Raw genomic sequence first — 21,906 nt, forward strand, 5'->3', positions numbered from 1 at the left:
GTACCCGGCCGGGCCCGGCCGATTCGGTCAGGAAACGGTCGTCACGACCGGGACGGCGCGTACACCGAACACGCCACGGCCGTAGAACCGCAGCGGGATACTGGGGTTGAGGTGTAGATCAGCGAACCGTTCGACGAGCGCGGACAGCGCGACGCGGGCTTCGATGCGGGCCAGTGGCGCGCCCAGACAGAAGTGTCCGCCGAAGCCGAAGGCGATGTGGTCGTTAGGAGTACGGTCGATGTCGAACCGGTCCGGGTCGGCAAAGACCCTCGGGTCCCGGTTCGCCGACACCAACCATGGCATCACGTACGAGTCGGCCGGTATCTGCACTCCGGCGAGCTCGGTATCGGTGGTGGTGACCCGGACGACCTGCGCGAAAGGCGACCGGTGCCGCAACACCTCCTCGACGGTCGAGGGGATCAGCGCCGAATCGTCGCGCAGCCGCTGCCACGTCGAGGGTTGCTCGGCAAGACTCAGCACTGCGTTGCCGAGCAGCAGCGTCGAGGTGATGTGACCGGCGGAAAGCAGTAGCGTGCAGAAGTTGACGGCCTCCTGATCGGTCAACCGTCGCGCGTCCACTTCGGCGGTGACCAGCGCGGTGATCAGATCATCGGCAGGCTTCCGCCGACGTTGCTGGCAGTGCTCCAGCAGGTACCCGGACAGGTCCCCCATGGCTGCGGTGAAGCGTTCCATCAGCGCCGGATCGTTCGGATCATCGGTGTGGATGCTCAACAGCCGGTCGGCGCAGGCCGCGAAGAACGCCCGGTCACCGACGGGCAGCCCGAGCAGTTCCGCGATCACGGTGACCGGCATGGGGTGGGCCAGCCGCTCTGCGAGGTCGAACTCACCGTCGAGATCTGAAATCATCTCACGGGTCACTGCGGCGATCCGTGGCTCGAGCTCGGCAACCGTACGCGGGGTGAACGCGGCGCTGACCAGCCGCCGTAGTGACCGGTGCTCCGGCGGGTCAAGCATCGTGAGGTTACCTTGAGCGAGTTCGGCGGCTGCCGGATTCACCCGGCTCTGATCCGAGGAGTACGTCTCATGGTCGGCGCTCAGCCGCCGCACGTCCGCGTACCGGAAGACATGCCAGACTCCGTATCCGTCCTGCCAGACGGGCTTGTCCTCGAGCATCCGTCGCAACCATGGCAGCAGGACGGCCTCCCCCTGCTCGGGTGACGGCGCCATCAGATCCTGGCTGGGGGTATGGGTCATGGCGTACTCCAAGGGGTGCCGGCGATCAGGGGTCCGGGAGGCGTCGCCACGCCCGCCAACGATCTAGCGGGCGTGGCGACAGTGGAAGCGTCAGTGACGCCGATGAGTCGGCCAACCTCTGTTGGGCGGCAGCCGGACGGCGGTCAGCCGTCCTGTGGACGATCGGGCTCGCGAAGTGCCAGCACGGCGCCGGCAGGATCGCGGATCACCACGAATCGCGCTTCCGGCGCGGTGCCCTTGGGCCCGGCGACGACTTCGCCGCCCAACTCAACCACACGTTTGATGCTGGCATCGAGGTCGTCGACGCAGACATAGGACAACCACTGCGGTGGCAGGTCCGCGTTGCCCCCACGCGCGTGACACACTCCGGCGACGGGCGTCCCTGCCGGGCTCATCATGAAGTAGTCACTGTAACCACCCATGTCTAGCGGCATCGGGCTCCAGCCGATCACCTCGGCGTAGAAGTCCCGTACCCGGTCAGCGTCCTGCACCGTCAGGTCGAAGCCGACAACGGTGCCGAACGGTGGCTTGGTTGGGTCTGACACTGCGCTCCTCTCGATTGCACTGGTCAAACACGCCGAAGACGGGCGTGCATCTGGCTAAGACCTAGGCCGGCTCCCACAGCTCGAAGCGATTGCCCTCCGGGTCGAGCGCCCACGCGAAGCGGCCGATCGGCTCCGTGTGCACGTCGCCCACGATCGTCGTGCCGCTCGCCCGGAGCTGATCGAGCATCCTGTCAAGATCTTCGACCCTGAAGTTCACCATCGACGCCTGGTCACGGGCGCCGAAGTAGTCGGTGTCCTCAGGAAACGGAGCCCAGACCGTCGGCCCCGCAGCCTGAGTCCACACCTGGTCGCCACCGGGGCACGGATCGATTCCAAGGTTGTCCGAGTACCAACGGGCGAGAGCCTGTGGATCCCGGGACCGGAAGAAGTAGCCGCCGATCCCGGTCACGCGAGGGGACATGTCGACGCTCCTGGCTGATGTTGGACGGGCGATGACCGGAATCGCGTACTAACAATTCCTTGAAAGATCTTGACGCCGCATTGAGCGACCGAGCTGGATACTCACGGAGTGTACGACAGGCTTACCGCGCTGTCATGCAGCCACGGGCCGGAGATGCCGGTCGATGCACAATAGCCAAGAAGGCCCGTTGAAGTAGGGCGGACTACACAGGACCGCTCATTCGGCCCACGTGGAGGGGGCGACATGATCCTCGAAATACTCATGTTTCCGGCGAGGGTCCGCCTGACACAGGGGCAGGCGCCGACGTCGAACGCCCGGCGCCTACCCCCGCCGTCGCTGGTCAACCCTGGTTGATGATCACCGATACACTGTCGGACAGCGAATTCGCGGTCGCAATGTCCGGCAGACCGTCACCGTTGAAATCGGCGACGAGCAACGCCGGTGGGCCGTCCTCCACCGTCACCGAGGCAGGTGCGGCGAATCCGCCCCGGCCGTCCCCAGCGAGCACCGTGATGTCGTCGGAGTCGAAGTTGACCGTCACCAGGTCGAGCTGACCGTCACCGTTGACGTCCACCGCGACGATGTCCGACGGCGCGTCACCGGCCTGGTACAGGGCAGGTACGGCGAACCTGCCGCCGCCCTGCCCGAACAGCACCGCGACAGTGTCGGCGTCGTAGTTCGCCGTGGCGATGTCGAGTATCCCGTCGCCGTTGAGGTCGCGCACCACGATCCCGGCTGCGGTGTCGTCGGCGGCGTACGCCACCGGCGCCGAGTAGCTACGCCGACCGTCACCGCGCATCACGGTGACATCGTCGGAGTTGTAGTTCGCGCTCGCCAGGTCCAGCAGTCCGTCTCCGTCCAGGTCGGCCACGGCGATCCGCAGCGGTCCGTCACCAGCCGGTACCGACACCGGAGCCTCGAAGGTCGCGTCGCCCGTTCCGTACAGGACGGTGACGTCATCGCCGTTGAGGTTGGGGGTGACGAGATCCAGCGCACCGTCCCGGTCGAGATCGATCGCGACGATCCGGGCGGGACCGTCGCCGGCCGGATGATGCACCGGATCGGCGAACCGGCCGCCGCCCAGTCCTCGGTAGACGCTGACGTCGTCCGACCCGAGGTTTGCTGTGGCCAGATCGAGGTGGCCGTCCCCGTCGAGATCCCGAGCGAGTATCCCGTTCGGCGTGCGACCCGCAGCCATCGTCACCGGTGGCTCATAGCCGCCGCGGCCGTCGCCGATCAGGTAGACCAGATCGTGGCTGTTGTAGTTCGGTGTGGCGAGGTCGAGGACACCGTCGCCGTCGATGTCGGCCGCGACGATGTCGGCAGACGCGTCCCCGGCGGGGAAGGACCGTGCTTCCGCGAGCGTCACCGGGCTGGTCGGCGGCGGGATCGGCATTGGTCGTTGGGGCTGCGTCGGCGCAGGATTCAGCGGCGGCACCGACTCCGGCGGTGGCGACTGGTCCGTCGTGCATCCGGCGGCCAGCAGTACGGCGGCCACCGCGAATCCGGCCAGCATGCGGCTCGGGCCGCCAGGGCCGTGGCCCGTGGCCCGCCCGGCGGTTCTCATCATCGTCATTGACGCTTCCTCTTCGGCTGGATGGGCCGGCCAGCCTGTGCGTGTCCGACCGGCGGCGACGCGACGTGCGCTGCTAGTTCCTGGATACGGCCGGGCGGTTCTGGGGACCTCTCCCCGATTGCGATCGGCGTCAGCGACGGCGAACCAGGCAGGGCGATCCGGGCGGTCCACCCGATGGCCGGTACGGCCGGCGCGGATCAGCAAACGTTGAGAAGTTCGGCCGCCGTGTCCGATTCCACGATGGCGCTACCGGCTGCCCGGCACCCGCCCGCAGCCACCGCCAACCGGTACCTCAGGAGGTACACCATGACCAGCACCAGAACACTCGGCGCCGAAACGCGAGGGTTTCTGATCGGCCTGCTCGGCCAGTCGGACACCGATCCGGAGCGCGAGGCGCGCAACGAGGCGACTCTGCGTGAGCTGTACGCGCGGTTCAACCGCGACGACATCACCGCGATGGCCGAACTCCTGACCGAGGACTTCGCAGCGCATGACGTTGCGGCCGGAGAGGTCACCACCGGTCCGGAGCCATACCTAGCCCGGCAGCGAACCAACCGCCGGGCGATGCCGGACGCCCGGACGGAGATCACCGCGCTCATCGTGCGCGGCGACACCGCAGTCGCCGAAGTGATCAACCGGGGTACGCAGACCGGCCCGTTCGAGCTGCCCAACGGCGACGCGCTGCCACCGAGCGGACGGCCGGTGGAGGGTCTGAGCTGCGAGATCTACCAGTTCCGGGGCGGCCGGATCGCGAGCGGTCGGATCTACTACGACTTCCTCACCGTCGCACGGCAAATCGGTCTGCCGCTGTGACCCTGGCAGGCGGTGCGGTAATGACCCGTGGCTGCCAGCGGCGGTGATCATTGATCATGTAGACGTGCCGGGCGCGCGGGTCCGGTAACGGACCCGTGCCGACGCGACCGATCCGTCGTCCGCGATCATCGTCGCCTACCCACCGCATGCCATCGGGAGGCGCACCGCCTGCGGTCACCGCGACCGGCCGGCCGGAATGGCCACGGACTCTCAAACCGCTCGACGAACTACCGGCGACCATGAAATCACAAGAAAAAGCCATTGACGACTGAAGTCAGTCAACGTGCATAAACACGGGTGGAGCCGAGGGGACTCGAACCCCTGACCCCCACACTGCCAGTGTGGTGCGCTACCAGCTGCGCCACGGCCCCCGGTCGGCCCGGATCTCCCGGGCACCCGGCAATACTACACACGCCGCCCCGCGCGGTCATCTCGCGGGGTCGGCCGCCCGGGTCGCGGGGTCAGTTCATCGAGACGTCGGCCGGGAAGTGGGCCACCGCCGCCATCATGCCGCGCTGGCGGCGCAGCACCATCGGCCACAGATCGTCCGGGCGGGCCATGAACGGATCGTCCGGCAGGCCCTCCAGCACGAACCAGGAGCCGGCGTTGATCTCCTCCTCCAGCTGCCCGGCCGACCAGCCCGAGTAGCCGGCGAAGACCCGGATCCCGGAGATCGACTCGGCGAGCGGCCCCGGGTCGGTCGACAGGTCGACCGTGCCGAGCGGGCCGGCGATGCGGTGGAAGCCCTTCACCCGGCCGGTCTGGCTACGGGTACGGGCCAGACAGATCGCCGACTCGGGCTGCACCGGGCCGCCTTCGAACAGCACCGACGGCTCCCGGGCGAGACTGCTCCAGCCGCCCAGCACCTCGGCGACCGGCACCTCGGTAGCCCGGTTCAGCACCACCCCGAGCGCTCCCCCGGCCTCGTGGGCGACCAGCAGCACGACCGTACGGTCGAAGTTGGGATCCTTGAGCGTGGGCGTCGCGACCAGCAGTTGGCCGGTCATCGACGCCATCGACCGTCCCCCGATCCGCTGACCTTCACCGTGCACCTCGACCTCCCGTACCTGCCCACGCGGCGCAGTCACGACCCCCACGGTCCGCGCGGACGGCGCGGCGCCGATCCGCCACGGGTGCAGTGAAAGCCATGCCTGGCACCATAGCTTGCTCGACAGCGCCCGGTTAAGGTCTAACCGCGCGGGCGTGGCACGGGCGTTTCCGGCCACCCTGCCCGAAACCGGGAGGGACCTGATGCAGGCGCAGGCAGAGCTGGCGGTGATCGGCGGATCCGGGCTGTACGCGTTGCTGGACAACGCGACGGAGCACCGGGTGCCGACGCCGTACGGTGAACCGTCCGATTCGATCACCGTCGCCGACGTCGGCGGACGGCGGGTCGCGTTCCTGCCCCGGCACGGCCGAGACCACCGGCATCCGCCGCACCGGATCCCGTACCGGGCCAACCTGTGGGCGTTGCGCTCGCTCGGCGTACGCCAGGTGCTGGCGCCGTGCGCGGTCGGCGGGCTGCGCCCGGAGCTCGGCCCGGGCACCTTCGTCGTGCCCGATCAGCTGATCGACCGGACCAGCGGACGGGTGCAGACCTTCTACGACCAGGGTGCGGTGCACGTCAGCTTCGCCGACCCGTACTGCCCCACTGGGCGGTCGGTGCTGCTGCGGGTCGGCGCCGAGCAGGGCCTGCAGCCACGCGACGGCGGTGCGGTGGTGGTGGTCGAGGGGCCACGGTTCTCCACCCGGGCGGAGTCCAGGTGGTTCACCGCGATCGGCGGCGCGGTGGTCAACATGACCGGCCACCCGGAGGCCGTTCTCGCCCGGGAACTGGCGCTGTGCTACACGTCGATCGCCCTGGTGACCGATCTGGACGCGGGTGTCGAGGGTGGGCACGCGGTGACCCAGGAAGAGGTGTTCCGGGTGTTCGGCGAGAACACCGCCCGGCTGCGCACGCTGCTGCTGGCCGCGCTGGAGACCTGGCCGATGGATCGGGACTGCCCGTGCCCGCGGTCACTCGACGGCATCACCCTGCCCCTCGAGCTGCCCTGACGGTGCCAGCACCACCACGGCGGCGCTGATCCCGGCGACGTCGAGGCACATCCGGATCCGGTTGCCGGTCGCCGCGTCACCGGCCAGGATCACCACCTCCCCGGCGGGAAGGTTCCAGGCTTCGGCCGGTTGGCGCTGCCCGGGCAAGCCCCGGTCGAGCAGTTGGGACATGGTCACGGCGGTGTCGTCCGGTTCCTGGCCCGGGCCGTACGGCTGTGGCATGGCTCAGCCGACCGCGACGACGTGCAGTGGGCGACCGGTGAGCGCGTCGAGCACTGTACGGGCACCGAGCGCCTCGTCGAGGGTCACGGTGACCGGATGGAACAGCAGTTGGTCGGTGCACTCCTGCGCGGTGCGGGTCACGCCGCCGGCGACCACTACGGCGTCCGCGTACTCCTGCACGAACGGGGTGATGTCGCTGTCGCAGGCGCCGACGCCGAGCCGGTACGCCAGGTCGGTCCCGTCGACGCCGGTAAGGTTCTGCGCGGTGACGAACGTGGTCATCCCGGCCGGCTCGGGCACCTGCGGTTCTGGGGCCGGTACGGCGGCCGATTCGTCGACGGCGACCCGGGCGACCGAACCGTCGAGTTCGGCGACGTCGAACAGCCAGGCGGGCACCTGCGCCGTGCCCCGGCTGGTCAGCAGATCGACGGTGCCGAGCGTGGCGGCGGTGACGGTCAGCGCCTGGCAGCCGAGCTCACCGGAGTTGGTGACACTGTCGTCCGGGCCGGGGGCGGCGCTGCCGGCCCGGTCGGTGGCCCTGCCGGTGGGGCCGGGCCGGGCCGCCTCGCACTGCGGCGGGTCGCCCTGGCGTAGCTCGGCGTACGCGTCGGCGGCGCTGACCAGCGGTACGCTCAGCGTCCCGTCGGGGAAGTCGACGGTGCCGTCGGCGGGTGTCTCGGTCGGCACGGTCAGCTCGGCCCGATACCACCCGGCGAGGAACGCCTGCTCGGTCTCCGGGGTGAACCCGGGCTCGGCGGGAAGGACGGTACGGCTCTGCAGGGGTGCGTAGCCGGCCAGCCACTCCTGCCGCCCGCTGGCGGTGCGCCACGCCTCGGCGACCTCGTCGGCGCGCTGCTGGAAGCTCTCCCAGCGTTCGTCGGCGGGCCCGCCTGGCCCGCCGGGTCCGGTCCCGTCGGTCCGCGCGCAACCTGCGATCAGGATCAGTGATATGCCCAACAGGGCGGTGAAACGGCGCATGTCGGGTCAGACGCACCAGGTTGGCAGCGGGTTCCCGGACCAACTAGGCGATCGACTACACATAGTGAAGCCGACCGTACAACGCAGCCGGCCCACCGCCTGGTGGCGGTGGGCCGGCTGTCGTCCGTGGAGGTGCCGGGAATCGAACCCGGGTCCTTCGGCGTCTTGCCAGGGCTTCTCCGAGCGCAGCTCGCTGTGCCTCTACTCGGCCCCATCGATCACGCGAGCGAGTCGATGTGACGGGCCCAGTCGCGTTTGATCTCGCCGCACGAACCCCGCGACCGGGTTCGCTAGGCCAGCCCTCTCACTGATGCCGGTTACTGGGCCGAAGGCAGTCCCAGACCGACAGACTTGCTACTCGCCTCAGGCGGCGAGAGCGAAGTCAGCGCGCTTAGAGTTGGCGCTTATTGGTTTCCGACGACCGATTCACGAGACGACGTCGGCTTCCTCGGCTCGCTTCCCCTGCCGCAACGTACGAAGTCGAAACCAGTCACCCCCTGGTGTGCGGCGCGGCCCGGAGGTGGTCCGCGTCCGTACCGATCTTAACGCCTCCGGCCCCGGGCTTCATCCCGGTTACGGCCAGAAGGCTTGAACCGGCTACGGGCAGAAGGTGCTACCCGGTCAGCCCATCCCCTTGCCGCGCCGGCCCACTGCCCGCTGGATCTCCCGGTCGGCGTCCCGCTTGGCCAGGTCCTGTCGCTTGTCGTAGGACTTCTTGCCGCGCGCGAGTGCCAGCTCGACCTTGGCCCAGCCGTCGGAGAAGTACACCGAGAGCGGGACCAGGGTCAGACCGCCCTCCCGCAGCTTGCCGAGCAGCCGGTCGATCTCGGTGCGGTGCAGCAGCAGCTTGCGGGTCCGGCGGGGCTCGTGATTGGTCCAGGTGCCCTGGTCGTACTCCGGGATGTGCATGCCGTACAGGAAGATCTCGCCCTGCCGTTCCTGGGCGAAGGCGTCCACCAGCGAGGCCCGGCCGGACCGCAGCGACTTGACCTCGGTGCCGGTCAGCGCCATGCCGGCCTCGTACACGTCGCTGATGGCGTAGTCGTGCCGGGCCTTGCGGTTCGAAGCGACGACTTTGCGCCCTTTCTCCCGCGGCATGGCTGCCTCCTCTCCGGACCCAGGCGCTGCTGCGCAGACGCGGCGCCGACGGACAACCGCGCCATGTTACCCCGCGACGACGCGCCGGCCGGTACCGGTTTTCCCGGTACCGGCCGGCGCGCGGCGGCAGATCGAGTCGATCGGGTCGAGCGTCAGACCCGCAGGTAGAAGCGCAGCGTCACCCAGGCGGTGATCGCGCTGACCAGGCCACCGACGCCGGCCATCACCGGGAACATCAGCAGTACGCTGCTCCACTCGATCGGGGTCAGCAGTTCGGTGAGGTCGCGCAGCGAGCCGTCGAGCAGGAACATCTTGCCCAGCACCAGGGCGCCGAAGCCCAGCAGCGAGCCGAACAGGCCGGCGACGACGGCTTCGAGTACGAACGGGGCCTGGATGAACCAGTTTGAGGCGCCGACCAGCCGCATCACGGCGACCTCGCGCCGCTTGCTGTACGCCGCGACCTGGATCGTGTTGCCGACCAGCAGCAGAGCCGCCACCGCCATGATCGATGCGGCGATCAGCGCCATGCTCTGCACCGAGCCGAGGATGTTGAAGATCTTGTCGAGCAGCCTGCGCTGGTCAACGATCTCGTCGATGCCCTCGGTGCCGTTGTACTTGTCGAAGATCGCCTGGTATTCCTCCGGATCGACCAGCTTGATCCGGAACGATTCGGGCAGTTGGTCCGGCTCGACCGCATTGACCAGGTCCGGGGCGTCGGCGTAGAGCGTCTGGAAGCGGTTGTACGCTTCATCCTTGGACTCGTACGTGACGTTAAAGATCAACGGGTCGGCGTCGAGCGAGCTCTGCAGGCTGTCGCGTTGCTCGTCAGAGACGTCGGACACCAGGAAGATCGAAACCTCGATCTGATCGTAGTAGAAGTCCTTCATCGAGTTGACCTGCAGGTACATCAGGCCACTCGCGCCCAGCATGGTGAGCGACACCGCCATGGTGATGATCATGGCGACGGTCATCGTCACGTTGCGCCACAGCCCGACCATCACCTCGGACAGGACGTATTTCGCGCGCATCGGGTTCCTCTTCCGGATCTGCCGCTGGATGGTGGTACCAGGCCGCCACGTGCCGGTGCCGGCCGACACAGGCCCCGGTGGAGCCGTGGTGGCTGGTTAGCCGTAGACGCCGCGAGCCTGGTCGCGGACGATCCGGCCGGCCTCGATCTCGATGACCCGCCGCCGCATCTGGTTGACGATGTTCGAGTCGTGGGTGACCATCACGACCGTGGTACCGGTGCGGTTGATCCGGTCCAGCAGCCGCATGATCTCGATCGAGGTGTCCGGATCGAGGTTTCCGGTCGGCTCGTCGGCGAGCAGCACCAGCGGCCGGTTGACGAACGCCCGGGCCACCGCGACGCGCTGCTGCTCACCACCGGAAAGTTCGTGCGGGTAGCGGTGCTCCTTGCCGCCCAGGCCGACCAGCTCCAGCACCTCCGGGACGACCCGCCGGGCGACCGCCTTGGTCTTGCCGATCACCTCGAGGGCGAAGGCGACGTTCTCGTACGCGGTGCGGTTGGGCAGCAGCCGGAAGTCCTGGAACACGCAACCGATGGAGCGCCGGAAGTTGGGGATCTTCCAGGAGCGCATGGTCGTGACGTCCTTGCTGTTGACGATGACCTTGCCCTGGTTGGGGGTCACCTCGTGCAGCAGCAGCTTGATGATCGTGGACTTGCCGGAGCCGGACGGACCGATGAAGAAGACGAACTCGCCCTTCTCGATCGCAACCGACACGTTGTCCAGCGAGGGCCGGGACGCCTTCGGGTACGTCTTCGTCACTTGCTCGAGCGCAATCACGGGTGGTGAGTCTACGCGGTGTAACGGCTACGCCAAGTCCAGCCTGATGGTAGATGTCTCCTATGTCGGTAATGCGCGAGGTTTCGTACCAGCAAATCCCCGCGAAACCCAGGAAATCAGCCGTCTGGACCGAACCGACACCACCCGAAATGATGGGCTCAGTCACAGGCCGTACATGAGACTTGGATACGAATAGTAGTTGGGCAACTGCCGCCAGTATCAGTCCTCGGCGAGTTCCTGTTGCTTGCGCCAGCGGATGCCAGCCTCGATGAAGGCGTCCAGGTCGCCGTCGAGCACCGCGGTGGGGTTGCCGGTCTCCTGCTCGGTCCGCAGATCCTTCACCATCTGGTACGGATGCAGCACGTACGACCGCATCTGGTCGCCCCACGAGCCGGCGGCGTCGGTCTTGAGCCCGGCCATCTTGGCCTGCTCCTCCTGCCGCTTGCGCTCCAGCAGCCGGGCCTGCAGCACGCGCAGCGCGGCCGCCTTGTTCTGCAGCTGGGACTTCTCGTTCTGGCAGGTGACCACGATGCCGGTGGGGATATGGGTGAGCCGTACGGCCGAGTCGGTGGTGTTCACACTCTGCCCGCCCGGCCCCGAGGACCGGTAGACGTCCACCCGGATCTCGTTTTCCGGGATGTCGATGTGATCGGTCTGCTCGACCACCGGCAGCACCTCGACGCCGGCGAAGCTGGTCTGCCGCCGACCCTGGTTGTCGAATGGGCTGATCCGCACCAAACGGTGCGTTCCGGACTCAACGCTGAGGGTGCCGAACGCGTACGGCGCCTTGACCGTGAAGGTGGCCGACTTGAGACCGGCCTCCTCCGCGTACGACGTCTCGTAGACCTCGGTGGGGTAGCCGTGCCGCTCCGCCCACCGCAGGTACATGCGCAGTAGCATCTCGGCGAAGTCGGCGGCGTCGACACCGCCGGCCCCGGCCCGGATCGCCACCAGCGCCTCCCGGGAGTCGTACTCCCCGGAGAGCAGCGTGCGCACCTCCAACTCCTCGATCGCCTTGTGCAACCCGGCCAGCTCGGTGCCGACTTCAGCAACCGTGCCGGCGTCCTCCTCCGCCTGCGCCATCTCCAGCAGCAAGGCCGCGTCGTCCAGCCGGGTGCGCAACGACTCCAGCTTGGCGATCTCCGCGTTCGCGTACGACAGCCGGGAGGTGACCTGCTGTGCCCTCGCCTGGTCGTTCCAGAGGTCGGGGGCAGAGGCAGCCTCCTCCAGCTCCGCCCGGTCGCGGCGCAGTCGATCAATGTCGATGACCGCCTCGATCCGGCGAAGCGTGGCGTCAAGATCTTTTAGCTGGTCGGCATAGTCGGCAGTGGTCACAACCGACAACAATACGTCGTGACCACCGACGACCGCCGCCGGTGGTCAGCCCACCGGTGCGGTCTTCAGCCAGGAGAGTGCGGCCTTGTGGTAGGCGACGGCGAACTCGAGCGCGGCGGCCCCGAAGGTGTCGCCGTTCTTCTTCGCCTCGCGGGCCTGCTCGCGGGCCGCGGCCAGCGCTTCGGTGTGGTGCTCGCTCGCGTCCGCGTAGACCGTCTTCAACTGGTCGGCCGTGTGGTGCTCACCGAACGCCACCCGCAACGCGATCGGGTTGCGCACCGAGTCGCGACCCGGGGCGTCGGCCAACCACTTGAGAAACGCCCGCTTGCCGGCTGCGGTGATCGCGTACGGCTGGCTCGACCGCGGCCCGGGCTTGCCGAGCCGGACCAGGCCCTGCTCGGCAAGCACCGGTAGCTCCCGGTACACCTGGCTTCTGGTCATCGACCAGTAAGCGCCAAGTCGACGGTCAGCTTCAGCCATCAGCTGCCCGCCTGTCATGGGTCCTTCATGGAGCAGTCCGAGAAGGGCTGCCGCCGTGGGATTGATTCGTACATCCGCCATGCCCTCTACGCTGCCACTTTGTCGCCTCTACGTCCAGGATTTGGCGCGATCCGCGACCAACCGTGTTCTAAAGTGCACTGTCTGTGGACGACGGTCCGGTAAGGAAGATCAATATTTACCATCAGGCAGCAAAACGGACAAAGAATATGTTACCCGCAGCAACATGCCTAGGCACAGGAATCATTAGTGAAGTTTGAGGCATGAAGTCTACTTCGTCTGACTAGTTCGGAGTGTCCGGTCCGGCCACCCCGGACATCGGCCACTGTGGCACCGGGTCCCCGATCCGGAGCCCCAGGTCACCGGGCATATCCTCCGGAAAGCCTGGTAGCTGTCCCGGATCGGACGGTTGCGGCGTCCCGATGGCCACACCAGACCCAGCCGTCCCGCTCGAACCTACCTGGCCGGTGGGACCAACCGGGCTCCCCGACGGCGTCCCGCCCTGCTGATCGCCCGGGGAAACCGACCTCGGCGATGACTCCGCAGCCGGCGGTGCCGACGGCACCGCCGCGCCGACCGGGCCGATCGGGCCACTGAGCCGGCCCGGCTGCGAGCCGGCCCCCTGTCCGGCCGCCAGGGTGAGACCCGTTACCAACGCCGACAACGCGAGCCCCGCTCCGGCCAATCCGCCGAACTGCAGCGCCCGGCGTCGTGGCCGCGCTCCCACCGGAGCCGCGGAAGCGGCCGCAACGTCCCGGGGCCACCAGGTGACCGTATCCGCCGGCAACGCCGGCAACGCCGGCCAGCCGTCGAGCGCCGGTTCCAGACCACGCAGCCGGGCGACGAGCGACCAGGCGGTCGGCCGGTCGGCCGGCCGTGCCGCCAGGCACTGCTCGATCACCGGCCACACCGCCGGTGGCAGCCCGGGCGGTGGTACCGGCACACACCGCCGGTGCCGGGCGAGGACCTCGTCGGCGCTCCCGCCCCGGTACGGCGTACGGCCGCACAGCAACTCGAACAGCACGATGCCCAGCGCGTAGACGTCCGACGACCAGGTCGGCGGACCGCCGCTGGCAATCTCCGGCGCGGCGTACTCCGGGGTGGCCAGGGTGGCCCGGTCCGGCGCCGACGCGGGCCCGGTCCGGGCGGCACCAAAGTCGATCAGCCGCACCCGGCCGCCGTCCGCCGGCGCCAGCAGGTTCGCCGGTTTGACATCGCCGTGCGCGATGTCCCGTTCGTGCAGGTACGACAGAGCAGTGGCGACCTGCGCGGCGACGGCGACCGCGACAGCCGGGGGCAGCGGACCGTCCCGGCGGACCCGGTGGCGCAGGTCGTCGCCGTCGACCAGGTCCAGAACCAGGGCGGGCAGGTCGCCCACGGCGGTCCGGGCCCGGAGCCGGATCACGTTCGGATGGTCCAGCCGGGACAGCAGAGCAGCCTCGGTGTGGAAGCCCTCCACCAGATCGGGATACTCGGCGGCGTCCGACCGGAGCACCTTCACCGCCACCGGCACGTCGTCGCGCAGATCGTGCCCGTGGTGCACCGCGCCAACCGCCCCACGGGAGAACTGCGCCCCCAGCCGGTACCGCCCGTCGAGCGCCTGTCGCGTGCCGTACTGCCCGTCCACTCCGTCGACGGTAGGTGTGCGGCTGAGGCACGACGGTCACCAAAGCGACGCTTGGCACGAACCTGGGAGGGATCCGCGTCACTGTGACGGGAAGTTGTCCGACCGTGGACGTCAGCGGGTGCCGGCCGAGCCCACCGCCGGCTCGGAACCCACCGCCGGCTCGGAGCCGACAGCAGGTTCGGGACCCACCGCCGGCTCGGCATCCGCAGTCGGCGCGGCATCTGCGGCCGGCTCCGGATCCGGCTGGCCGGGCAACGTCCGGCCGAGGCAGATCAACGCGGTGAACGCCGCAGTGAACAGGACGATCAGCGCCGAGTTGATCCGGGCCCCGTCGGCCATGGTCTGGAATGCCTGGTCGCTTTCACTGAACGACCGGGCCAGATCGAGCAACTGGGCACCACCGACCCGGGTGACCACCTCGGCGATCACCAACAGCAAGCCGGGACCGGCCCCGGCGACCAGGTATCCCGGCCAGGGCAGCGGCCGGCCGGACCGGCGTACCGCCCGGTGCAGGTAGCCGAAGGTCACCAGCCCGGCGAGGGCGCCGGCCAGCAGGGCGGTGGCCCAGACCAGCCGGGACTGCGCGGCCAGCACGGACCCGGCGGTGTCGGCGGCTCCGAACAGCTCCAGCAACGGCCCCTTGGCAAGTTCCCGGGCGGTCGTCGTGCCGGCGACCGCCAGCGCGCCGGCGGCGGCCGCCGCCGTCAGCAGGCCGGCCCGGCGGTGCAGACCCGTCAACGCGCCGCCGACCGTGGCGCCGGCGAACAGCGCCCAGCCGAGGATCTCGACGGCCGACCCGCCCCGGCCGTCGCCGAACACGACGGCGGCGGCGGCACCGACGCCGGTCGACGCTCCGCAGCCGAGGGCGACAAGCAGTCTCGGCACCGCTGCCGCGCCCAGCCACCGGTCCGCCAGTCGGCGGGCCGCCTGGGCGACACCCGCTCCGGCGATCAGCGCCGCGAAGATCACCGCCGGGAGCCCGTACGCGGTCTCGGTCACCGCGAGCACCCCGTCGGTGGACGACCCCAGGGTGCTCAACACGGAGACGATCAGCAGGGTCACCCAGGCGAGGCTGAGCAGGCCGAGAACGACTGCCGCGCCGACCGAGCCGGCCGGGCCCGACTCGGCGTCGGGGGCGACTGCGGGTTGGCTGGTCATCGCTGGTGCCCTCCTGGTCGTCGGCGTGCTGTCGTCCGGTGCCGACCAGCGTACGCGGATCGGCGTGCGGGTCAGCCGAGCGTGCGACGATGGGCCCCGGACCGCGTCGCCGTGGCCGCCCCACCGGGTGCCCCGACGGGTCCGTCTTTCGCCGACGTTGTCGAGATCACGCCAGGAGCCTGTGATGGACGCCGTTCCCGCCACCCCCGACCCCCGCAACGAACCGATCCGCGACTACGCGCCGGGCAGCGCCGAGCGGGCCGACCTGAGCCGCCGGCTCACCGAGTTGTCGGCCGACCGGATCGAGCTGCCGATGACGATCGGCGGCCGGCAGCGGATGGCGGCGGGCGCGCCGATCGAGGTGGTGATGCCGCACCGGCACCGGCACGTTCTCGGGGTGACCGGTAACGCCGAGCCGGCCGACGCCGAAGCCGCGGTGGCAGCGGCGAAGCAGGCCGCACCGGGCTGGCGCAACCTGCCGTACGCCGAACGGGCCGCGGTCTTCCTGCGCGCCGCCGACCTGCTGGCCGGCCCGTGGCGGGACACGGTGAACGCGGCCACCATGCTCGGTCAGTCCAAGACCGCCTACCAGGCGGAGATCGACTCGGCCTGCGAGCTGATCGACTTCCTACGGTTCAACGTGCACTTCGGTCAACAGGTGCTGGCCGAGCAGCCCCGATCCGCACCCGGGGTGTGGAACCGGTTCGACCACCGACCGTTGGAGGGCTTCGTCTACGCGATCACCCCGTTCAACTTCACCGCGATCGCCGGCAACCTGCCGTCCGCGCCGGCGCTGATGGGCAACACGGTGGTCTGGAAGCCGTCCCCGACGCAGCAGTTCGCCGCCCACTTCACCATGCGGCTGTTCGAGGCCGCCGGGCTGCCGCCGGGGGTGATCAACCTGGTCACCGGGGACGGGCTGGCGGTGTCCGAGGTGGCGCTGGCCGACCGGGACCTGGCCGGCATCCACTTCACCGGCTCCACCCGGGTGTTCCAGCAGCTGTGGCGGACCGTCGGGGAGAACATCGGCCGGTACCGCTCGTACCCCCGGCTGGTCGGCGAGACCGGCGGCAAGGACTTCATCGTGGCGCATCCCAGCGCCGACCCGGCAGCGCTGCACACCGCCCTGGTCCGGGGCGCATACGAGTACCAGGGACAGAAGTGCTCGGCGGCGTCCCGGGCGTACCTGCCGAAGTCGCTGTGGACGGCCGGGCTGCGGGACCGACTGGTCGCGACGGTCGAGTCACTGCCCTACGGCGACGTGACCGACTTCACCAACTTCGGCGGCGCGGTGATCGACGACCGGGCGTTCGCCCGGCACGCGGCCGTGCTGGACCGGGTCCGCAACGACCCGTCGTGTCAGGTGCTGGCCGGTGGCACGGTCGACGACAGCGTCGGCTGGTTCGTCCGGCCCACCCTGTTGACCTGCACCGATCCCGGGCATGAGGTGTTCAGCACCGAGTACTTCGGCCCGATCCTGGCCGTGTCGGTCTATGACGACGACCAGTTCTGGGACGTGGTGGCCCAGGCCGAGGAGATCGCTCCGTACGCGTTGACCGGGTCGGTCTTCGCGACCGACCGGCGGGTGATCGACCGGGCCGGCGCCATGCTGCGGTACGCGGCCGGCAACTTCTACGTCAACGACAAGCCGACCGGGGCGGTCGTCGGGCAGCAGCCGTTCGGCGGCGCCCGGGGCAGCGGCACCAACGACAAGGCCGGGTCGAAGCACAACCTGCTGCGCTGGACGTCGCCGCGCACGGTCAAGGAGACGTTCGTGCCGCCGGTCGACCACCGCTACCCGCACATGGGCTGAGCCGGGCGGGCCGGCCCGGTCACAGCAGCGTCTCCAGCTCGGACACGTCGTACCACTCCAGCTCATGGTCCTCGGCACCGTCCACGACGAACTGGGCGTCGGGGTCACCGACGGCGGCCTGCGACACGGCGGCCACCGCCGCCGCTACATCGTCGACCGCCTCGTCGCCGTCGACGTGCACCGCGGCGACCGAGGCGAAGGCGATCGGGCCGGCCAGCGTCACGGTGCTGGAGCCGAGCTCGGCGACCGACCGTTTCAGCGCGTCCGCCGGCAGGTCGACGGCGATCACCACCCGCCGGCGCGGGGCGGCCGCATCGTCGCGCAGGTGGCGCAGTGACTCCTGGGCGGCGCGGGTGAACGCGACGTACTCCAGCTCCTCTTCGTCACCTTCGACGTACCACTCCCGCAGTGCGGGGGTCACCGTGTGCGCGACGTCGGCGGCGAGTTGGCCGGTGTCGCGGAGCCCGGCGAGCGCCGGCAGGGTGGCCGGGACGTAGACCCGGAGCAGGTTGTCGGACACGCTCGCCCCCCACAGATGTCGTCGCTGATGCAATGTACGCCGCCGAGCGGCCCTGCGGGGCCACGGTGGCACACTGAACCGACCGACGTAGACGAGCCGGGAGTCACCGTGGAGCCGAGGTTCCTGCAGTTGTCCGACGTCGCCGCCGAACTCAACGTATCCGACTCGCAGGTCTATCACATGGTTCGCAGTGGCGAGTTGCCCGCGATCAAGATCGGCGGACGCGGACAGTGGCGGGTGGAACGCGCCCAGCTGGAGAAGTACATCCAGCGCAAGTACGCCGAGACGGCGCAGTGGGTGCAGAGCAACCCGCTGATCGAGCGCGAGCCGGAGTAGTCCGGCGCCTACTGGTTGTCCGAACACCGTCATCGACAGACGTTGACGGACGGCGTCATGCTGGATTCAAATTGGTCTGCCGAAGGCAAACGAAGGCAAACGCAAGATCAACAGGAGCTCGGATGACTGTCGCGACCCGGATCCGACGTCCCCCCGTCCGACTGCGACCCGCCCCACCGCTGGACCCGCCGTTCACCGACGAGCCGGCTCAGTTCGACATGCGTCCCGGTCCCGGCGTACAGCTGGCGCTCGACCTGGCCGGGGCGGCACCCGGCGCGGTGGTCGCCGACCGGTCCGCGACCTCCGTCGGCCGACCGGCCAACGGGTCGGCCGGTGGCCACGGAGGGCTGCCGCCGGGCGCGCTCGCCGGCGCGTCACCGGAGGCCCGCCGGGCCGCGCACCGGTTCCTGGCCGCGAGCCTGGAGATCATCAACGGGTTCCGCCCGGCCGGCCACATCCGCCGGCTCGCCGACCCGGCACAGGCGCTCGCGGTCGGCGCGCAGCTGGCCGTCGCCGTCGACCGGGTCCGGAGACCGGACGAACCGGGCCGGGCCCGACGCGGGCCGGCATCGCCGCATCCGACGCCGATCGTCCGCGGTGGGCGGCGCCCCGTCGACCTGCTCCGGGTCCGTCAGCTGCGGATCTGCGAGCCGGTCAGCGGCGTCGCGGAGGCCGTCGCGGTGCTCGGCACCGACGAACGCAGCTGGGCGCTCGCCTTCCGGCTGGAACGCCGGCCAACCGGCTGGTTGAGCACCACGGTCGACGTCGTGTGACCGGGCAACCCGCCGGGATCAGGTACCGCCGGGATCAGGCTCCGGGAGCGCCGTGGCAGCGCTTGTACTTCTTGCCAGACCCGCACGGGCAGGGCGCGTTGCGTGACGGCCCGTTGCTGCTGACGGCCTGGCCGGGGGCGGCTCGGCGGCCGGCGGCCGCCGGCACCGGCGGACCGGCCGCCGGTCGGCTGGCGGCGGGCGGGCGGCCCTGCCCCGCACGCTGGCCTTGGCCCTGACCGCCCTGGCCCGCACGCCCGGCCGGTGGGCCGCCGACGCCCAACGCCGGTGCCTGCTGCACCTGCACCCCGCTGTCGGCACCGTCGATGGTGGGCGAGACGTACTGCAGGCCCTGCGGACGCGGTGCCGCGCCAAGGCCCTTGGCACTCACCTGGACTCCGGCGCCACCATCGGGCACCGGAATCCGGGGTCCGGGCCGCTCCCCCGCCGGCGCGCCGGCACCGTCAGCCGGGGCCCCCGGCTGCTGCACCTGCACCTCGACGTTGAACAGGAAGCCGACCGTCTCCTCCTTGATGCCGTCCATCATGGTGGCGAACATCGCGTAGCCCTCACGCTGGTACTCGACCAGCGGGTCACGCTGGGCGTAGGCCCGCAGGCTGATGCCCTCCTTGAGGTAGTCCATCTCGTAGAGGTGCTCGCGCCACTTGCGGTCGATCACCTGCAGCAGGACCATCCGCTCCAGCTGCCGCAACGCGTCGGTGCCGAGCTCCTCCTCACGGCGCTGGTACGCCGCGTGGGCGTCCTCCAGTACCTGCGCCCGGAGGAAGTCGGCGTCCACCGCGCTGCGTTCGCCGCCGGCCTCCTCGATCAGCTCGTCGACGGTGATCCCCACCGGGTAGAGCTGCTTGAGGCTGGACCAGAGCTGGTCGAAGTCCCAGTCCTCGGCGTAGCCCTCGACCGTCGCCCCGTCGACGTACGCGCCGACCACGTCGTCGATCATCTTGGTGACCTGGTCGTGCAGGTCCTCGCCGTTGAGCACCCGCAGCCGCTCGGCGTAGATCACCTGGCGCTGCTTGTTGAGCACCTCGTCGTACTTGAGGACGTTCTTACGGGTCTCGGCGTTCTGGCCCTCGATCTGCGCCTGGGCGTTCTTGATCTGCCGGGTCACCATCTTGGACTCGATCGGCACGTCCTCGGGGATGTTGAAGCGCTCCATCACCGCTTCGACCGCCCCGGCCCGGAACCGCCGCATCAGCTCGTCCTGCAGCGACAGGTAGAACCGGGACTCACCCGGGTCGCCCTGCCGGCCGGAGCGACCGCGCAGCTGGTTGTCGATCCGGCGGGACTCGTGCCGCTCGGTGCCGAGCACGTAGAGGCCGCCGACCGCGGAGACCTCCTCGGCCTCGGCGGCGCAGGCCTGCTTGACCTGCGGCATGATGTCTTCCAGCGCCTTGTCGTACTCCTCGGCGTGCTCGACCGGGTCGAGCCCACGCTGGCGCAGCTGGGCCGCGGCGAGGTAGTCCGGGTTGCCGCCGAGCAGAATGTCCGTGCCGCGGCCGGCCATGTTGGTCGCCACGGTGACCGCGCCCTTACGGCCGGCCTGCGCGATGATCTCGGCTTCCTTGGCGTGGAACTTCGCGTTGAGCACCGCGTGCGGGATGCCCCGGCGACGCAGCAGCTGGGAGAGGATCTCCGAGTTCTCCACCGACACCGTGCCGACCAGCACCGGCTGGCCCACCGCGTGCCGCTCGGCGATGTCCTCGACGGCGGCGTTGAACTTGGCCTTCTCCGTCTTGTAGATGACGTCCGCCCGGTCCATCCGGACCATCTCCCGGTGGGTCGGGATGGTCACCACGCCAACGTCGTAGACCTTGTTGAACTCGCCGGCCTCGGTCTGCGCCGTACCGGTCATCCCGGCCAGCTTGCTGTAGAGCCGGAAGTAGTTCTGCAGGGTGATGGTGGCGAGGGTCTGGTTCTCCTGCTTGATCTCGACGCCTTCCTTGGCCTCGATCGCCTGGTGCATGCCCTCGTTGTAGCGGCGGCCGTGCAGGATCCGGCCGGTGAATTCGTCGACGATCAGGACCTCGCCGTCGTTGACGATGTAGTCCTTGTCCCGCTTGTAGAGCTCCTTGGCCTTGATGGCGTTGTTCAGGTAGCCGACCAACGGGGTGTTCACCGACTCGTACAGGTTGTCGATGCCCAGTCGGTCCTCGACCTTGGCGACGCCCCGTTCGGTCACCGCGACGGTGCGCTTGGCGTAGTCGATCTCGTAGTCGCCCTCGCCGTCCTTGCCGACCTGCATCCGCTTGACCACGGCGGCGAACTCGCCGTACCAGCGGGCGGAATGCTCGGCCGGACCGGAGATGATCAGCGGTGTCCGCGCCTCGTCGATCAGGATCGAGTCGACCTCGTCGACGATGGCGAAGTTGTGCCCGCGCTGCACCAGGTCGTCCTTTGACCAGGCCATGTTGTCGCGCAGGTAGTCGAAGCCGAACTCGTTGTTGGTGCCGTAGGTGATGTCCGCCTGGTACGCGGCGCGGTGGTCGGCCGAGGGCCGGTTGGGCAGGATCACGCCGACGGTGAGCCCGAGGAACTCGTGCACCCGGCCCATCCAGGCGGCGTCCCGCTCGGCCAGGTAGTCGTTGACGGTTACGATGTGCACGCCTTTGCCGGACAACGCGTTGAGGTACGCCGGTAGTACCGAGGTGAGCGTCTTGCCCTCACCGGTCTTCATCTCGGCGATGTTGCCGAAGTGCAGCGCCGCGCCGCCCATGATCTGCACGTCGTAGTGCCGCTGGCCGAGCACCCGGGCGGCGGCCTCCCGGGCGGTGGCGAACGCCTCTGGGAGGAGGTCGTCGAGGGACTCGCCGTCGGCGTACCGCTGACGGTACTGGTCGGTCAGCTCCCGCAGCTCCGCGTCGGTGAGGTCGACGTAGTCGTCCTCGATCGAGTTGACGGCCGTGGCGACCGCCTTGAGCCGACGCAACATGCGGCCCTCGCCGGCGCGGAGGACCTTCTCAAGAATCGACACGGATCAACGCTCCCCTAGACGGTGTGCCCCACCATCGTAGGCGCATCAATCGGTACGGCGGCAGTCGCAGCCCGCATCCAGCACCGGATATTCCGACATAACGGACCACGTCGACGTGGTACGCCTGGC

The 21,906-nt window shown here is 69.4% G+C and carries 21 protein-coding genes, 1 tRNA gene and 1 other RNA gene; 5 read left to right on the forward strand and 18 right to left on the reverse strand.

Features of this window, described 5'->3' with window-relative positions:
• Positions 1-27 precede the first annotated feature (27 nt).
• From ACFHWU_RS22095 to ACFHWU_RS22110, 4 genes are all read right to left on the reverse strand, one after another.
• The gene (locus ACFHWU_RS22095) at positions 28-1,215 is read right to left on the reverse strand and encodes a cytochrome P450 (protein WP_281551682.1); all 1,188 of its coding nucleotides are present in this window, start codon (positions 1,213-1,215) and stop codon (positions 28-30) included.
• A gap of 143 nt (positions 1,216-1,358) precedes the next feature.
• Positions 1,359-1,787, reverse strand: a complete 429-nt coding sequence (locus ACFHWU_RS22100; RefSeq protein ID WP_416591454.1) for a VOC family protein — start codon at positions 1,785-1,787, stop codon at positions 1,359-1,361.
• A 34-nt stretch (positions 1,788-1,821) separates the two neighbouring features.
• Entirely contained in the window at positions 1,822-2,169 is a 348-nt protein-coding gene (locus ACFHWU_RS22105; RefSeq protein WP_289211338.1) for a VOC family protein, read from the reverse strand.
• A 352-nt stretch (positions 2,170-2,521) separates the two neighbouring features.
• Positions 2,522-3,757 (reverse strand): FG-GAP repeat domain-containing protein, encoded by a 1,236-nt coding sequence (locus tag ACFHWU_RS22110; protein ID WP_416567486.1) that lies wholly within the window; start codon positions 3,755-3,757, stop codon positions 2,522-2,524.
• A gap of 306 nt (positions 3,758-4,063) precedes the next feature.
• Here ACFHWU_RS22110 and ACFHWU_RS22115 point away from each other — a divergent pair, with 306 nt between their 5' ends.
• The gene (locus ACFHWU_RS22115) at positions 4,064-4,570 is read left to right on the forward strand and encodes an ester cyclase (protein ID WP_281551686.1); all 507 of its coding nucleotides are present in this window, start codon (positions 4,064-4,066) and stop codon (positions 4,568-4,570) included.
• 298 nt (positions 4,571-4,868) lie between these two features.
• Here ACFHWU_RS22115 and ACFHWU_RS22120 read toward each other — a convergent pair.
• Both ACFHWU_RS22120 and ACFHWU_RS22125 read right to left on the reverse strand, forming a co-directional pair.
• Positions 4,869-4,941, reverse strand: a tRNA-Ala gene (locus ACFHWU_RS22120).
• Between the two features lie 90 nt (positions 4,942-5,031).
• Positions 5,032-5,586, reverse strand: coding sequence for a YqgE/AlgH family protein (locus ACFHWU_RS22125; protein WP_416591465.1), 555 nt, complete (start codon positions 5,584-5,586; stop codon positions 5,032-5,034).
• A 235-nt stretch (positions 5,587-5,821) separates the two neighbouring features.
• Between ACFHWU_RS22125 and ACFHWU_RS22130 the strand changes: the two genes are divergently transcribed.
• A complete protein-coding gene (locus ACFHWU_RS22130) occupies positions 5,822-6,625 on the forward strand; it encodes an S-methyl-5'-thioadenosine phosphorylase (RefSeq protein WP_416591455.1) in 804 nt (267 codons plus the stop codon).
• On the opposite strand, the gene ACFHWU_RS22135 is transcribed toward ACFHWU_RS22130, so the two are convergent.
• The 10 genes from ACFHWU_RS22135 to ACFHWU_RS22180 form a co-directional block, all read right to left on the reverse strand.
• Positions 6,587-6,847 (reverse strand): hypothetical protein, encoded by a 261-nt coding sequence (locus tag ACFHWU_RS22135; RefSeq protein ID WP_416591456.1) that lies wholly within the window; start codon positions 6,845-6,847, stop codon positions 6,587-6,589. The two genes, ACFHWU_RS22130 and ACFHWU_RS22135, sit on opposite strands and share 39 nt — an antisense overlap.
• A gap of 3 nt (positions 6,848-6,850) precedes the next feature.
• Positions 6,851-7,825 carry a hypothetical protein gene (locus ACFHWU_RS22140; protein WP_416591457.1) on the reverse strand — a complete coding sequence of 325 codons (975 nt, stop codon included), beginning with the start codon at positions 7,823-7,825 and terminating at the stop codon, positions 6,851-6,853.
• Between the two features lie 124 nt (positions 7,826-7,949).
• Positions 7,950-8,323, reverse strand: a transfer-messenger RNA (tmRNA) gene (ssrA, locus tag ACFHWU_RS22145).
• Between the two features lie 123 nt (positions 8,324-8,446).
• On the reverse strand, positions 8,447-8,923 hold the full coding sequence (gene smpB / locus ACFHWU_RS22150; RefSeq protein WP_416556104.1) for an SsrA-binding protein SmpB: 477 nt from the start codon (positions 8,921-8,923) through the stop codon (positions 8,447-8,449).
• A gap of 152 nt (positions 8,924-9,075) precedes the next feature.
• A complete protein-coding gene (gene ftsX / locus ACFHWU_RS22155) occupies positions 9,076-9,951 on the reverse strand; it encodes a permease-like cell division protein FtsX (RefSeq protein WP_416556103.1) in 876 nt (291 codons plus the stop codon).
• A 96-nt stretch (positions 9,952-10,047) separates the two neighbouring features.
• Positions 10,048-10,728: a cell division ATP-binding protein FtsE gene (gene ftsE / locus ACFHWU_RS22160; protein WP_123603706.1), complete on the reverse strand. Its 681-nt coding sequence runs from the start codon at positions 10,726-10,728 to the stop codon at positions 10,048-10,050.
• A gap of 219 nt (positions 10,729-10,947) precedes the next feature.
• Positions 10,948-12,063, reverse strand: coding sequence for a peptide chain release factor 2 (prfB, locus tag ACFHWU_RS22165; RefSeq protein ID WP_282233698.1), 1,116 nt, complete (start codon positions 12,061-12,063; stop codon positions 10,948-10,950).
• Positions 12,064-12,108: 45 nt separating this feature from the next.
• Entirely contained in the window at positions 12,109-12,624 is a 516-nt protein-coding gene (locus tag ACFHWU_RS22170) for a PadR family transcriptional regulator (protein ID WP_123603708.1), read from the reverse strand.
• 220 nt (positions 12,625-12,844) lie between these two features.
• Positions 12,845-14,188 carry a serine/threonine-protein kinase gene (locus tag ACFHWU_RS22175; RefSeq protein ID WP_416591458.1) on the reverse strand — a complete coding sequence of 448 codons (1,344 nt, stop codon included), beginning with the start codon at positions 14,186-14,188 and terminating at the stop codon, positions 12,845-12,847.
• A gap of 111 nt (positions 14,189-14,299) precedes the next feature.
• A complete protein-coding gene (locus ACFHWU_RS22180) occupies positions 14,300-15,346 on the reverse strand; it encodes a hypothetical protein (RefSeq protein WP_416591459.1) in 1,047 nt (348 codons plus the stop codon).
• 184 nt (positions 15,347-15,530) lie between these two features.
• Between ACFHWU_RS22180 and pruA the strand changes: the two genes are divergently transcribed.
• Positions 15,531-17,159, forward strand: coding sequence for an L-glutamate gamma-semialdehyde dehydrogenase (gene pruA, locus ACFHWU_RS22185; RefSeq protein WP_416556100.1), 1,629 nt, complete (start codon positions 15,531-15,533; stop codon positions 17,157-17,159).
• 19 nt (positions 17,160-17,178) lie between these two features.
• Here pruA and ACFHWU_RS22190 read toward each other — a convergent pair whose 3' ends face one another.
• Positions 17,179-17,679, reverse strand: coding sequence for a DUF6912 family protein (locus tag ACFHWU_RS22190; RefSeq protein ID WP_416556099.1), 501 nt, complete (start codon positions 17,677-17,679; stop codon positions 17,179-17,181).
• 108 nt (positions 17,680-17,787) lie between these two features.
• Here ACFHWU_RS22190 and ACFHWU_RS22195 point away from each other — a divergent pair, with 108 nt between their 5' ends.
• Positions 17,788-18,015, forward strand: a complete 228-nt coding sequence (locus tag ACFHWU_RS22195; RefSeq protein ID WP_416556098.1) for a helix-turn-helix transcriptional regulator — start codon at positions 17,788-17,790, stop codon at positions 18,013-18,015.
• A 122-nt stretch (positions 18,016-18,137) separates the two neighbouring features.
• Positions 18,138-18,788, forward strand: a complete 651-nt coding sequence (locus tag ACFHWU_RS22200) for an Rv3235 family protein (RefSeq protein WP_416591460.1) — start codon at positions 18,138-18,140, stop codon at positions 18,786-18,788.
• A 34-nt stretch (positions 18,789-18,822) separates the two neighbouring features.
• Here ACFHWU_RS22200 and secA read toward each other — a convergent pair whose 3' ends face one another.
• Entirely contained in the window at positions 18,823-21,777 is a 2,955-nt protein-coding gene (secA, locus tag ACFHWU_RS22205) for a preprotein translocase subunit SecA (RefSeq protein ID WP_416556096.1), read from the reverse strand.
• Positions 21,778-21,906 lie beyond the last annotated feature (129 nt).

The organism is Micromonospora sp. LOL_015 (assembly GCF_048060275.1).
Lineage (GTDB): Bacteria > Actinomycetota > Actinomycetes > Mycobacteriales > Micromonosporaceae > Micromonospora_E.